The organism is Paraburkholderia sp. BR10936, assembly GCF_040965735.1.
Taxonomy (GTDB): Bacteria; Pseudomonadota; Gammaproteobacteria; order Burkholderiales; family Burkholderiaceae; genus Paraburkholderia; species Paraburkholderia nodosa_A.
This window is the reverse complement of sequence record NZ_JBFRCM010000014.1, coordinates 137,382-150,690: the sequence shown is the minus strand read 5'-3', so window position 1 is coordinate 150,690 and position 13,309 is coordinate 137,382. Positions and strand designations below refer to the sequence as shown.

General features: G+C 65.3%; 12 protein-coding genes. 6 read left to right on the top strand and 6 right to left on the bottom strand.

The genetic code is table 11. The annotated features are described in order from the left end of the window. Nucleotides 1–6: 6 nt before the first annotated feature. Together AB4Y36_RS26930 and AB4Y36_RS26925 are read right to left on the bottom strand one after the other, a co-directional pair. Nucleotides 7–1,314, bottom strand: a complete 1,308-nt coding sequence (locus AB4Y36_RS26930) for an MFS transporter (protein WP_069266663.1) — start codon at nucleotides 1,312–1,314, stop codon at nucleotides 7–9. Nucleotides 1,315–1,324: 10 nt separating this feature from the next. Then, nucleotides 1,325–2,743: a M20 family metallopeptidase gene (locus AB4Y36_RS26925; protein WP_368684607.1), complete on the bottom strand. Its 1,419-nt coding sequence runs from the start codon at nucleotides 2,741–2,743 to the stop codon at nucleotides 1,325–1,327. A 134-nt stretch (nucleotides 2,744–2,877) separates the two neighbouring features. Between AB4Y36_RS26925 and AB4Y36_RS26920 the strand changes: the two genes are divergently transcribed. Further along, nucleotides 2,878–3,786: a LysR substrate-binding domain-containing protein gene (locus tag AB4Y36_RS26920; protein WP_368684606.1), complete on the top strand. Its 909-nt coding sequence runs from the start codon at nucleotides 2,878–2,880 to the stop codon at nucleotides 3,784–3,786. 6 nt (nucleotides 3,787–3,792) lie between these two features. Here the strand turns inward: AB4Y36_RS26920 and AB4Y36_RS26915 are convergent, their stop codons facing one another. The 3 genes from AB4Y36_RS26915 to AB4Y36_RS26905 all read right to left on the bottom strand — a co-directional run bounded on the left by AB4Y36_RS26915 (nucleotide 3,793) and on the right by AB4Y36_RS26905 (nucleotide 6,648). After that, on the bottom strand, nucleotides 3,793–5,082 hold the full coding sequence (locus tag AB4Y36_RS26915) for a type II toxin-antitoxin system HipA family toxin (RefSeq protein ID WP_368684668.1): 1,290 nt from the start codon (nucleotides 5,080–5,082) through the stop codon (nucleotides 3,793–3,795). A 38-nt stretch (nucleotides 5,083–5,120) separates the two neighbouring features. Next, nucleotides 5,121–5,519 carry a helix-turn-helix transcriptional regulator gene (locus tag AB4Y36_RS26910; protein ID WP_368684605.1) on the bottom strand — a complete coding sequence of 133 codons (399 nt, stop codon included), beginning with the start codon at nucleotides 5,517–5,519 and terminating at the stop codon, nucleotides 5,121–5,123. 295 nt (nucleotides 5,520–5,814) lie between these two features. Further along, entirely contained in the window at nucleotides 5,815–6,648 is an 834-nt protein-coding gene (locus AB4Y36_RS26905; RefSeq protein ID WP_368684604.1) for an NAD-dependent epimerase/dehydratase family protein, read from the bottom strand. Between the two features lie 173 nt (nucleotides 6,649–6,821). Between AB4Y36_RS26905 and AB4Y36_RS26900 the strand changes: the two genes are divergently transcribed. The 4 genes from AB4Y36_RS26900 to AB4Y36_RS26885 all read left to right on the top strand — a co-directional run bounded on the left by AB4Y36_RS26900 (nucleotide 6,822) and on the right by AB4Y36_RS26885 (nucleotide 11,132). Further along, nucleotides 6,822–7,814 carry a LacI family DNA-binding transcriptional regulator gene (locus AB4Y36_RS26900; RefSeq protein WP_069266659.1) on the top strand — a complete coding sequence of 331 codons (993 nt, stop codon included), beginning with the start codon at nucleotides 6,822–6,824 and terminating at the stop codon, nucleotides 7,812–7,814. A 440-nt stretch (nucleotides 7,815–8,254) separates the two neighbouring features. Further along, the gene (locus AB4Y36_RS26895) at nucleotides 8,255–9,214 is read left to right on the top strand and encodes a TRAP transporter substrate-binding protein (RefSeq protein ID WP_368684667.1); all 960 of its coding nucleotides are present in this window, start codon (nucleotides 8,255–8,257) and stop codon (nucleotides 9,212–9,214) included. A gap of 78 nt (nucleotides 9,215–9,292) precedes the next feature. Continuing rightward, on the top strand, nucleotides 9,293–9,772 hold the full coding sequence (locus AB4Y36_RS26890) for a TRAP transporter small permease (RefSeq protein WP_069266657.1): 480 nt from the start codon (nucleotides 9,293–9,295) through the stop codon (nucleotides 9,770–9,772). Nucleotides 9,773–9,779: 7 nt separating this feature from the next. Then, complete coding sequence (locus tag AB4Y36_RS26885) at nucleotides 9,780–11,132, top strand: TRAP transporter large permease (protein ID WP_069266656.1); 1,353 nt, start codon at nucleotides 9,780–9,782, stop codon at nucleotides 11,130–11,132. A gap of 68 nt (nucleotides 11,133–11,200) precedes the next feature. Here the strand turns inward: AB4Y36_RS26885 and AB4Y36_RS26880 are convergent, their stop codons facing one another. Then, complete coding sequence (locus tag AB4Y36_RS26880; protein ID WP_368604435.1) at nucleotides 11,201–12,217, bottom strand: NAD(P)-dependent alcohol dehydrogenase; 1,017 nt, start codon at nucleotides 12,215–12,217, stop codon at nucleotides 11,201–11,203. A 110-nt stretch (nucleotides 12,218–12,327) separates the two neighbouring features. On the opposite strand from AB4Y36_RS26880, the gene AB4Y36_RS26875 reads away from it, so the two are divergent. Then, on the top strand, nucleotides 12,328–13,242 hold the full coding sequence (locus tag AB4Y36_RS26875; RefSeq protein WP_069266654.1) for a LysR family transcriptional regulator: 915 nt from the start codon (nucleotides 12,328–12,330) through the stop codon (nucleotides 13,240–13,242). Nucleotides 13,243–13,309: the final 67 nt, after the last annotated feature.

Here is a 13,309-nt window from a genome sequence, read left to right as displayed (position 1 = left end):
GCCGCTTCAACGGGCGTCGAGGCGCATGCAGGCCCAGATCAGCGTAGCGAGGCTCAACACGGCCGCGAACATCAGCCAGAGCCCCGGCGCGAGATTGTTGCCGGTCGCCGCAATGAGCGCGGCCACGGCGAGCGGCGTGAAGCCGCCGAACACGGTCGTGCCGACGTTATAGGCGAGCGCCATGCCCGTGGTGCGCGTGCGTGCGGGGAAGAAGCTGGCCATGAGCGCCGGAATCGAGGCGAAATAGGTGACCTTCAGCACCGCGATCCAGACCACGGCCGCCAGCAGCGAGGGCAGCGAAGGATGGGCGGTGACGAACATGAACGCGGGATAGACGGTGAGCAGGAACAGCACGCCCGCCGCGAACATGATGCGCGTGCGGCCCACCTTGTCCGACCAGTGGCCCACGATCGGCGTGAGCACGATGGCGATCAGGCCGGCCACGAGCGTGGCGATGAAGCCCGATGAAGGTGCGAGGCCGAGCTGCCGCGCGGCATAGGTCGGCATGTAGAGCAGCACGTATTGGGCCGAGGTAGTCAGGATCAGCACGCCGATCGATGCGATCACGCGCGCCTTCTGCGTGGCGAACAGTTCGCGCACGGGCGACTCGGCTTTTTCGATACGCTCGAATTCGGGCGTTTCGTCCATGCGTCGGCGGATATAAAGGCCCACGGGACCGATCAGCACACCGAACAGGAACGGAATGCGCCAGCCCCAGCCTTCGAGCTGCGGCTGCGTGAGCATGCCCGTGAGCACCGCGCCGAACAGGGAGACGAGCAGCGTGCTCGCGCCCTGGCTCGAGAACTGCCAGCTCGACATGAAACCGCTGCGCTGCGGCGCGTGCTCGATCAGGAAGGCAGTGGAACTGCCGAACTCGCCGCCCGCCGAAAAGCCTTGCAGAAGACGCGAGGCAAAAATGCCGATGGGCGCGAGGATGCCGATCGTCGCGTAGGTGGGCATCAGCGCGACCATGCCGGTGCCGATCGTCATCATCGTAATGGAGAGCGTGAGCGACGCCTTGCGGCCCTTGCGGTCGCTGTATGAGCCGAGCACGAGCGCGCCGACCGGCCGCGCGAGGTACGAGAGCGCGAATGTGCCGAGTGTGAGCAGCAGCGACATCGTTGCGTTGTGAACGGGGAAGAAGAGCTTGGAGAGCGTCGAGGCGAAGTAGCCGTACGCCAGCAGGTCGTAGAACTCGAGCGCGTTGCCGATCGAAGTCGCGACGATGAGCCGCGAGACGTTCTTGCCGGACGTGCCTTGAGCAGGCTCTGACCAGGGCTCGCTGCCGTGCGCGGGTAGGGATTCGATGCTCATTGCGACGTCCTCATGCAAGCGTGGTGGGATGCGGTGCGGGGTTGGACGCGCCGGCCTCTCTTGCGCCGAGGTCCCAGAAGAGGCCAGCCATGATGCGCAGCCCGTCGCGCACGACCTGGCCGAGCAGGTGCTCGTTCGGCGCGTGCTGCGAGCAGCCCGGATACGAATGCGGGACCCACAGCGTGGGCATGCCGAGCACCTCGGCGAATACGTCGTTGGGCAGCGTGCCGCCGAGATTCGGCAGCAGCACGGGGTCGGCTCCCGTGGTCTCGCGCAGCGAGCGCAGCGCCCACTGCACCCAGGCGTTGTCGGGATCGACGCGCGTGGCCGGTGCGCCGCGTTCCACTTCGAGTTCGATCATCTCGAAGCCGTGCGCATCGAGGTGCGCGCGCACGATCCGTTCGAGGTCCTGCCAGTTCGTGCCCACGACGAAGCGGATCTGCATGTACGCGATGGCGTGCGGCGGAATCGCGTTCACGGGCTTCTCGGGGTTGCCCGTGCGGAACGCGAGCACTTCCAGATTGTTCCAGCCGAACACGCGCTCGGTGGGCGTGAGGCCCGGCTCGCCGTAGTCGCGATCGACCTCGGGCTCGCCCGGATTGCCGCCCACGCGAATATCGGCGAGCGCGCGGCGCACGGATTCCGGAATCGGCGGCGGGCGCAGGCCATCGACGAGGATCTTGCCGTGCGCATCGACCATGGAAGCGATCGCATTCGCGAGCACGACGCCCGGATTGCGCAGCAGGCCGCCCCAGTTGCCCGAATGATGACTGCCTTCGCGCAGCGTGAGTTCGAGCTTGAAATTGACGAGGCCGCGCGAGCCGAGAAAGATTGTCGGACGGTGCGCGCTCAGGCGCGGTCCGTCGGAGGCGATCAGCACGTCGGCGGCGAGTTCGTCGCGCAACCGCGTGCACAGTTCGTGCAGGCCCGGCGAGCCGACTTCCTCGCCCGTTTCGAACAGCAGCTTGAGGTTGAAGCCGAGTTTGCCGCCGCGCGCGTCGAGCACGGCCTCGAGCGCCGCGAGGTTGATGCTGTGCTGGCCTTTGTTGTCGGCGGTGCCGCGGCCGTACCAGCGCTCGCCGTCGACAGTTACGTCCCATGGCGTGAGGCCCGAGCGCCATTGCGCGTCGTAGCCGCGTACCACGTCGCCGTGGCCGTAGCTGAGCGCGGTGGGCAGCGCATCGTCTTCGTGGCGGTGAGCAATCAGGAACGGGCCCGCGCCGTTGGCGGGATTCTCGACGACCCGGCAGGTGAAACCCCATTGGGTGAGCAGCGGCGTGAGTTCCTCGTCCAGATAGGCGCGCAAACGGCCGCCGCTCTCCGGCTCCTGGCTCTCGGTGCGAAACGCCACGCGGCGGCGCAGGTCGTTCAGGAAGCGGCCTGAATCGTATTGATCGACTGCAGTTTGAATGGCGGTGTCACGGGTCAACGCGCGTCTCCCTCTGTTCGATGGCGTTTGATGACGTCGACCGATCCTGCAACCACCGATATTTCTGCACAATTACAATATTTGTGATCTATCTTTGCCGAAACGGCAAAGCGGACGAGACCGCGCTCATCGACATGGACAACACCGCACTGCGCTATTTTCTGGAAGTGGCCCGCAGCGGCTCGCTGAGCAAGGCGTCCGAGCGGCTCTACGTTGCCGTGTCTGCGCTCAGCCGGCAGATCGCCCGGCTCGAAGAAGAACTCGGCACGCCGTTATTCGAACGGCGCCCGCGCGGCATGGTGCTGAGCGAGGCGGGGCGCATGCTGGCCGAGCACGCGCGGCGCAGCCTGCTCGAAACGGAGCGCGTGGTCGGCGAGATTCGCGGGCTGAGCGAGGGCGGTCGCGCGACTATCCGCGTTGCGAGTTCCGAAGGCCTCGCGCCGGATTTTCTGCCACAGGTATTTGCTCACTTTCTCCGGAGCCATCCGCAAACGCATTTTCAGCTGGACGTGTCCGCGCCTTCTGTTGCAACGCAGCGCGTGCGCGAGGGCACAGCCGATATCGCGCTGTGCTTCAGCGTCGCGCCCGAGAAGGAGATTGCCGTGCACTGTTCGCAGCGCGCGCCGATCTTCGCGCTCATGCGGCGCGATCATCCGCTGGCGGCGCGCGAGTCGCTGTCGTTGCGCGATCTGATCCCCTGGCCGGTCGCCATGAACAGCCAGGGCGTGACGATCCGCCAGCTCCTCGACATCGCGTGCAGCCTCGAAGGGCTGATCTTCGAGCCGGTGTTCGTCAGCAACTATCATGTGGCGTTGCAACGATTCGTACGCCTCACCGATGCCGTGACGTTCACCGGCTTTCTGACCGTGCGAGGCCGTCTCGAGGTGGAGGGGCTGGCCGCCGTGCCGCTCACGAACCCGGAACTGCATCAGCGCACGCTGCAGATCCAGACGATGGCGGGCCGCACGCTGCCGCAAACCATGCAGGCCTTTCTCGACCTGCTCACGCGCGCGATCGACGACGATGAGCTTGCGGGCGGCTGATTTCGCCTACGCGGTAAGCCTCGCGGCGAGCCGGCGCATGCCGGCGAAAACGGCGTCGGCTACATCTGCGGGGAAATCGGCGGGGATCTGCGCCGCGACGGCTTCGATCACGCGCGGCGTTTGCGCTGCCACCTGCGCGAGCATCGCTTCGACATCCGCCGCGGAGAATCCCACGCGCTGGCCTTGCGCGATCCAGTGGCGCGGATAGATCTCCTCGACGCGATAGTGCCGGTTGCGTCCGCGCACGGCCATCGCAAGGCTCACGCGCTGCGGCGCAATATGATTGCGGCCCCGGCCGACGACCGGATGCGCGCTGAGCACGTCGTAGAGCGGCGTGGCGGCGTACTTGCTGCCGGGCAGCAGCGCAATGCTGTAGTTCTTCGCGTGGCCGTCCGTGGCCGCGAGCAGCCAGAAGATGACCTGCGTGACGAAGAAGTTGCGGCGATCGGCCGTGGCCTGCACGGAGCCGTCCAGCACCTGCATGATCGCGTCGATGCCGGGGCCGCCGTCGGCTTCGTATTTGGCGAGCCCGGACGTGCCCGTGGCCTGGCACAGATCCTCCTGCGGCAGGCGCACGATCCACCTGGCGTCGCTCGCAAGACGCCGGTCGAAACGCTCCACGATCAGTGCCTTCGCGTCCTCGAATTGCGCGATTTCGCACGGCGCGACGGGCAAACCGTAGCCCGCGATGATTTGCGTGCACAGCCACTCGTTTTCCACCGAGGTGCGCATGTCGGCGCGCATGTTGCCGACGAGGCCGAGCGGCAGCTTCAGGATGTGCGTGGTCGGCGTGCTGCCCTGCGGAAGCAGCCACTGGCCGCCATGCCGCAGCAGTGCGGTCTTTTCCTGCGCCCCGGCGATCGACAGCCGCAGGCTGTCCACGGCTTCGTGCTCGCCCGCATGCGGCGTGGCGGTGGTTTCGCGCAGCAGTTGCGCGATGTCGCCTTCGCTCAGGGCGCGCCCCTTGATGCTCTTCAGGCCGGTGGGCGCTTCGCCAGCTGGAAGGATCTGCAGCGCGCCCACGCAATCGCGGCCGAGCGCGGCGAGCAGCTCGAACGGCGAGGTGCCGCCGGTCTGGTAGCGCGCGGCGATGCGTCTGCGGATGCGGTCGCTGTCCGGCAGCAGATTGTCGAAATAGTCCGCGACGATCTGGCCGCGGTAGGGCTGGTTGCCGGGCGTGAATGGCAGCGAGAGCGAAAGGGGGCGGCCTTGCTCGTCGTCGAGCCAGCTGTCGAGGTAGACGAGGCGTTCGTTGCCGCGCACGTTCTCCCAGTAGCCCACCGGGAGGCCGTTCATCCACAGGTCGAGCCGGTTGGGCAGGCGGGGGCGTGTGCTCACCAGTCCTCCCTCGGCTTGCGGCGGCCGGCGGACTGGCGCTGCGGCGCGGCCTCCGCCGGCGTGGCGCGGGTGCGTTTGCGGGCGGCCGGGGGTTTGGCCGCGCTCGGCGTCCTGGCTGCAGCCGCAGGTGCTTTGGCCGGGCGGGGCGCGGCTTTCGCCGCGACAGGCGAGGCCTTGGCTTCGGGCGCGCCGAGCTTGATTTCGACGTCGACGAGGCGCAAGACCCGCACGAGCCGCTCGACGCTCGCGGCTTCGGGATTCGCCTCGAACGCGGCATAGCTCTGCTGCGAGATGCCGAGCCGCGCGGCGATGTCTTTCTGGGTGAGGCCGGCCTTCTTGCGGAAGCCGACGAGAATCGGGCGCAGCTGGCTCAGGGTCTTGAGAGGGTAGTCCACGGCAACTCCGGGCGGCGAAATGCCGTTGCAGACGGCCGAGGCAAACGGAAACGCGCGGCGCAGTCGGATACAGTCTATACCCTGTAAAGTAAAAATACAAATCACAGGCTGTAATTTAAAAATACAGTCTGCAAGTTGTATTCGCTGCCGGGCGAGGGCGGCGGTAGGTGCATGACACGCCAGTAAATGTGCAACTAACTGTCAATCGCCGCGCAACCCTGCCCTAGCCGCTTCGCGGCCAGGGCAGTCTGCTTGCAGGCGTCCGGGCCCGTCTTCCCTTTTATCAGGACTCCGATCAGCGTTCGGCGCCATGCATCGGCTCGCCGAGCACGAACGGTCCGCCCTGATACTGCTGCGCAGCGTCGCCGAGCTCGGCGTTCGGCGCGGTCGCCGGGAAGCGCTCGGCGTACGGCGCCGAGCTGTCGCGCGGGCGGTAGCCGAGGAATCCCGCCTTGCCGTTGTCCCACCAGCTCGCCGGATTGTCCGACACGCCATAGACGATCGCATGACCCACGCGGTTGGTGAACAGCGAGCAGCGCACGAGTTCGATGAAGTCGCGATAGCTCAGGAACGTCACGAGCATGCGTGCGTTCTTCGGTTCTTCGAACGACGAACCGATGCGCAGGCAGACCGTCTCCATGCCGAAGCGATCGAAGTAATAGCGCGACAGCGATTCGCCGAAGCATTTCGTCACGCCGTACAGGCTGTCCGGCCGGTGCGCCGCATCGGTATCGAGCACGCTCGTGACGGGATGGAAGCCCGTGACGTGATTGGAGCTGGCGTAGACGATGCGCTTGACGCCGTGCTTGCGCGCGGCTTCATAGAGGTTGTACGTGCCGCGAATGTTGGCTTCGAGTAGATCGTCGAATGGCGCATCGATGGAGATGCCGCCCAGGTGCACGATCGCATCCACGCCCTCCACGAGTTGCATGACCGCCGCGCGATCCGAGAGGTCGACGCGGCGCGTTTCCTCGTGTGCCGCCGCCTCGCCCGGCTCCGTGATGTCGCTGACGCGAACGATCTCGGCCCAGTTCGCGAGCGCGCCGCGCAACTGACGGCCCAGATTGCCGCCCGCGCCGGTAAGAAGAAGGCGGCCGAACGGTTTGGCTACAGGTGGGTGTTGCGACATCAGGGCTCCCTGGAGATATTCTGGTATTGAAAACGCGAGGAAAACGTTTTCCGAATATAGCCATCGGCAGTCGCAGCGTCAATGGAGGAATACCTGCGGCGAATACCGGGGTTCACCCCAGGTCCGTTTCTGCGACAATGCTCGCCGTCGATCCTCCCTCGCGTTGCCGATCTATGAAAAGTGGTTCCCCGACGATTCGCGATGTCGCCGCCATGGCCGGCGTTTCGGTCGCGACGGTATCGAAGTACGTGAACGGCACCCAGCGCTTTTCGCCGGCGGTGGAAGCGAAGGTCAAGGACGCCATCGCGCTGCTCGGCTACCGCTCCAATCCGCTGGCGCGCTCGATGATCACGGGGCGCACGCGCACCATCGGCATCGCCATTCTGGACATCGCGAACCCGCACTTCACGAACGTGGTCAAGGGCGCGAACCGTGTGGCGCTCCAGCACGACTACACGCTGCTTCTCGTGGACGCCGAAGAGAATCTCGCCCGCGAACGCTCCCTCATCGAAGCGCTCGCGCCGCGCGTGGACGGGCTCATCGTCAGCTCGCGGGCTTCCGAGGAAATCGCCCGGTGGACGATGAATCTGGGCAAGCCGGTCGTCATGCTCAGGACCGTGCGCGGGCTCGACATGCCCACCGTCGGTTTCGACAACCGGCTCGCGACGTCTATGCTGGTGCGTCATCTGCTCAATCTCGGGCACCGGCATATCGCCTATCTGGGCTTCGCCGCGGCGACCATCAACGACGAGCGTATTGCCGGCGCCACCGAGGCGCTGGCCGAGGCCGGCCTCACGCTCGATGTTTACGAAACGCACGCGCCGACCGCCCAGGCGGGCGAGCACGCCTGCTCGCGGGTGATGCTCGGCCCGAAACGCCCGCAGGCGGTGATCTGCTACAACGACCTCATTGCGCTCGGCTTCATGAAGGAGGCCAGGTCGCTCGGCTTTCGCGTGCCGCAGGACGTCTCGGTTGCCGGCATCGACAACGTGCCCTATGGCGAATACGTCGAGCCGCGCCTGACCACGATCGACGGGCAGAGCGAGCGCATGGGCGAACTGGCCATGCAAAAGCTCATCGACGTCCTGGCCGGCCGCGCCGATGTCGAGCAGGTCGTGCTCGAACCCCGCCTCGTCGTGCGCGACTCGACCGTCGCCTGTCGCTGATTCCCTGATCGCTGTAGATCCCCCGCGCTGGCCGCCAGACAACGGCCGGCGGCCTTGCCACGCCTGTTTCCGATACGCCAACTGGGCCACGCCAACCCTGCTTCGCTCCGCGTAACTACCTACTAGCCATTTTGAAGGGAACGCATTAAATTTCGAGAAAACGTTTTCCAGAAGTGGCACACGAAGAACAAAAGGAGATCGGAAAATGGCGGAAAACAGGCGCCGGTCGAAGTGCGCTGTGGTCGGGGTGGCGATTGCCGGCGCCCGCCCCCGCCTTTGCGTCGTCCTTCACGCAGGCATCACCCACCACCGGTTCTGAGACACCCGGTTGGCCAGCGAATCAGCCCAAACACGGCTCGAAAACAACTCTTCCATTCTTGGGGCAAGCAATGAAAAAGACCTTTCGCAACTCACAGGGTGCACGCACCGCGAAGACCGCAATGACCGTTCTGGCGGCGGCGCTCGCGCTCATCTCAGGCACCGCGCACGCGCGCGTGTTCCGTGTCGCCGACGTGCACAGCGACACCTTTCCGACCAACATGGCGCTCAAGCACATGGGCGAGGAAATTTCGCAGGCCACGGGCGGCAAGGACTCGATCAAGGTGTTCGGCAACAGCGCACTCGGTTCGGAGAACGATACGATCGATCAGGTGCGTATCGGCGCGCTCGACATGGTGCGCGCCAATGGCGCCGCGTTCAACGAGATCGTGCCGGAATCGATGATTCCTTCGTTACCGTTCCTCTTTCGCGACATCGACCATTTCCGCAAGGTGATGTACGGCCCCGAAGGCCAGAAGATTCTCGACGCGTTCAAGGCCAAGGGCATGATTGCGCTGACGTTCTACGAGAGCGGCGCGCGCTCGATCTACGCGAAGCGTCCGATCAAGTCGCCGGCCGACATGAAGGGCCTGAAGGTGCGCGTGCAGCCGTCTGACCTCATGGTCGACGAAATCAAGGCCATGGGCGGCACGCCCACGCCGATGCCGTTCGCCGAAGTCTATACGGGCTTGAAAACGGGCCTCGTGGATGCAGCGGAAAACAACCTGCCGTCGTACGAGGAAACCAGGCACTACGAAGTGGCGCAGGTGTATTCCGAGACGGACCATGCCATGACCCCGGAGGTGCTGGTGTTCTCGAAGAAGGTATGGGACACGCTCACGCCGCAGGAGCAGGAGATCATCAAGAAGGCCGCAGCCGACTCGGTGCCGTACTACGTGAAGCTCTGGACGGCGCGCGAAGACACGGCGGGCAAGACGGTGGAAAAGGGCGGCGCGACCATCATTCCGGCCGCGCAGGTCGATCGCGCGGCCTTCGTGAAGGCCATGCAGCCGGTCTGGACGAAGTATGAAAAGACGGCCGACATGAAGAAGATCGTGGACGAAATCCAGGCGATTCACTAAAGCCCGGGGCTCCGCGTCACAAGCGGCGCGGAGCCGGAAAAACGCCGTTGTGCAGTGTGTGCCGTGCAAGGATGGATCATGACTTTCCTGAAACTCCCCAACGATTTGCTGTTTCGCCTGCTGACGATCGTTGCCTCGGTTGCGCTCGCCGCGCTGACGGTTCTCGTCTTCTACGGCGTGATCATGCGCTACGTGTTCGAGAGCGCACCCGATTTCGTCGAGCCGATCGCGTTGCTGCTGGTAGTCACGATCGCCATGTTCGGCGCCGCGCTCAAGGTGCGCGAGCGCGGGCATATCGGTCTCGATTCGCTCGTCAAGAAGCTTTCCCCGCGGGGGCAACTGATCGCCGAGGCGTTCCAGCATCTCTGCCTGATCGCGCTCGGCGTGGCGATTTTCTTCGGCTGCCTGCAAATGGCGGACACGACCATGGATGACCACATCGCGATTCTCGGCATACCGGAAGCGGTGCGCTATGTCATACCGGTCGTGGCCGGTACCTGCATCGTGCTGTTCTCGCTCGAGCATCTTCTGGCGCTGTTCGTACGCAAGGCAAAGTAGGGCAAACATGGAACTCGCAATTCTTTCGCTCAGTTTTTTGGTGCTCCTCGCCGTTGGGGTGCCGGTTTCTTTCTCCCTGGGGCTCGCCTGCGTCAGCACGTACCTTTACGAAGGACTGCCGGCCGCGACTGCCATGCAGTCGATGATCTCGGGCATGAACGCGTTTTCGTTTCTCGCGGTACCTTTCTTCATTTTCTCCGGCGAGCTGATGCTGCACGGCGGCATTGCCGACCGCATCCTGCGCTTCGCCCAGGCTGCAGTGGGACATTTCCGTGGCGGACTCGGCATGGCCAATGTCGTCGCGTGCACGCTGTTCGGCGGCGTTTCCGGTTCGCCTTCCGCCGATACGTCGGCGATGGGTGGCGTGGTCATTCCGCTCATGAAGCGCGAAGGCTATAGCGCGGCCTATGCCGTCAACGTGACGACGCACTCGTCGCTGGCGGGCGCGTTGATGCCCACCTCGACCAACATGATCATCTATGCGTTCGCGGCGCAAGGCATTACGGGCACGCTGAACGGCCAGCAGATGAGCGGCGTGTCGATCGGCGACCTGCTTTTCTCGGGCCTGCTGCCGGTGTTGTGGGTCATGGGCTTCGTGCTGATTGCGGCTTACTGGCAGGCGCGCCGCTTCGGCTATCCGCGCAGCGCGGACGGCTCGACCAGGCTGCAGGTGTTTCCCGGCTGGCTCGCCGTGGTGCGGGCGTTCCTCGGCGCGCTGCCTGGGCTGTTCGTGATCGCGATCATTCTCTTCTGCGTGGCGCGGGGCATTGCGACCGCCACCGAAGCGGCCGCGATTGCCGTGGTGTATTCGCTCGCGCTCACCGTGGTCGTGTATCGCTCGATGACAAAGGAGAAGCTGTTCTTCGCCCTCTCGCGTGCGGCCAAGACCACGGGCGTGGTGCTGCTGCTGATCGCGGTGTCGAACATGCTGCGCTATCAGATGGCTTATCTGGAGATTCCGGAGGCCATCGAGCGCGTGCTCGAACATGCCACGACCCTTCCCTGGCTGATGCTTCTCTACATCAACATCATTCAGGTGTTTCTGGGCACGTTCATCGACATGGCGGCGCACATCCTCATCACGACGCCGCTCTTCCTGCCGCTCGCCATGCATAGCGGCGTGGGGCCGGTGCAGTTCGGCATCATGATCCTGCTGAACTGCGCGCTGGGCCTCGTGCATCCGCCAATCGGCTCGGTGCAGTTCATCGGCTGCGCCATCGGCGACGTGTCGATCGGGGAGACGACCAAGGTCGCGTGGCCATACTATCTCGCGATTTTTAGCGCGATCAATCTGGTCACCTACTTTCCGTTCTTCTCGACGTGGCTGCCCAGCGTGATCAACGGGCATCCGGTTTTCTAGAACGACCGGCACAGGAAGAACGGAGCGGGCACCATGCGTGCCCGCTTCGCTTTTCTGCGCACGTGCTCTCAGGCCACGCGTATCACGACCTTGCCGAAATGCTTGCCGGCTTCCAGCCACGCGTAAGCTTCGGGCGCTTCCTCGAAAGCGAACACGCGATCCACCACGGGGCGAATCTGCTGCGCGGCGACGAAACGTGTGAGGTCGTCGAGCATCGTGCGGCTGCCGACCATGATGCCGTGCAGACGCTTGATACCGCCGATCACCGATAGCAACCCCAATTCGGGGCCCGCGAAACTCGTCACGCCGCCGATGATCGAAACGAGCCCGCCCATCTTCGCGGCCGCCACCGAGCGCGGCAGCGTATCGCGTCCGCCCACTTCCACGACGATATCCGCGCCTTCGCCGCCCGTGAGCCGCAGCACTTCGTCCTGCCATTCGGGATGCGAACGATAGTTGATGGTCTCGCTCGCGCCGAGGGTGCGGGCGCGTTCGAGCTTCTCGTCGCTCGAAGAGGTGATGATGGTCCGCAAGCCCGCCGCGTGGGCGAGCTGCAGCCCCCAGATCGACACGCCACCGGTGCCGAGCAGCACCACGGTCGCACCGGGCCGTGCGCCGCCATCGGCGAAGATCGCGTTCCAGGCGGTGATGCCGGCGCACGAGATCGTTGCGGCCTCCTCGTAGCTCAGGTGCGCGGGAATCGAGACGAGCGAGGTTTCCTCAGCGACGAAGCGTTCGGCGAGCACCCCGTCGAATTGCGCACCGGGCGACTCGCGCACTTTCCACGGTGTGGGTGGGCCATCCACCCAATGCGGGAAGTAGGTGTTGATCACGCGGTCGCCGGGCTTGAAGCGCGTGACGGCCGCACCGACTTCGACCACTTCGCCCGCGCCGTCGGCGACGGGCACGAGCGGCGTGTCGCCAAGGCCGAGGTAATCGCCGCGCGCGAACATCAGGTCGCGATAGTTGAGCGAGGCTGCGTGAATCTTCACGACCACGTCATGCGGACCGGGCGCGCGCGGCGTGAAGTCGGTGCGCGCGAGTGCGCCATGGCCGCTGCCGGCCTTCAGTTTCCATGCGTTCATGACTGCTCCAGTACGAGTGGGAGCACCTATGATAGTGTTGCTTGCGAGGCGACATTGGTGAGATTCCGGAGCTTGGTTGTCGCCGCGGTGGATACAAAAGGAGTGGGGATATGAACGATCGCCTGAACGGCGTGGCCGAATTCGTAGACGTGGTGGACGCGGGCAGCTTCTCCGCCGCGGGCGAGCGCCTTGGCGTGACGCGCTCGGCGGTCGCGAAGATCGTCGCGCGGCTCGAACAGCGCCTTGGCGTGCGCCTGCTGCAGCGGACCACGCGCAGCTTGAGCCTCACCGACGAAGGCCACGCGTACTACGAGCAGTGCCGCCGCGTGCTGGGGGAGCTGAGCGCCGTGGAAGCCGCCTTCGATCACGGACGGCGCGAGCCTGCGGGGCGCTTGCGGATCAGCGCGCCGGTGCTGTTCGGACGCCAGTGCGTGGCGCCCGTGGTGCGGCGGCTCGTGGAGGAGCATCCGCGTCTGAATGTCGAACTCTCGTTTAGCGACCGGGTGGCCGATCTCGTCGAGGACGGCTTCGATCTGGCCGTACGCATCGGGACGCTGCCCGATCACGGCACGCTCGTCGCGCGCCGGCTTGGCGTGCAGCGCATGGGGATCTGCGCGTCGTCTGCGTATCTCGCGCAACACGGCAAGCCCGCGGACGTCGCAGCCCTCGCCACTCACACGGGCATCGCCTATGGCCGAGCGGGACAGAGCCCGGCTTGGCGCGTGCGCGGGCCCGGCGGCGAGATCGAGGAATGCCGGCTCGCGTCGCGGCTGTGCTTCGACGACCTGCTGGCGATCGCCGATGCCGCCGCCGCCGGCGCCGGTCTCGCGTGGCTGCCGTGCTGGCTCATGAGCCCGTATTTGAGCGACGGTCGACTCGAACTCGTCATGGACAGCAAGAGCGTGATGGGCGACGAAGTGCACGTCGTGCGGCAGAAGGCGCGTCACATGCCGTCGAAGGTGCGCGTGGCGGTGGATGCGCTCGTCGCGGATATTTCGCGCATGCTCGGCGCGCAACCGGACTGACCGTGCGCAGCGCGTCTCGCACTGCCGACGCGTCATGGCGTCGTGATGATCAGTGACACTTCATCAA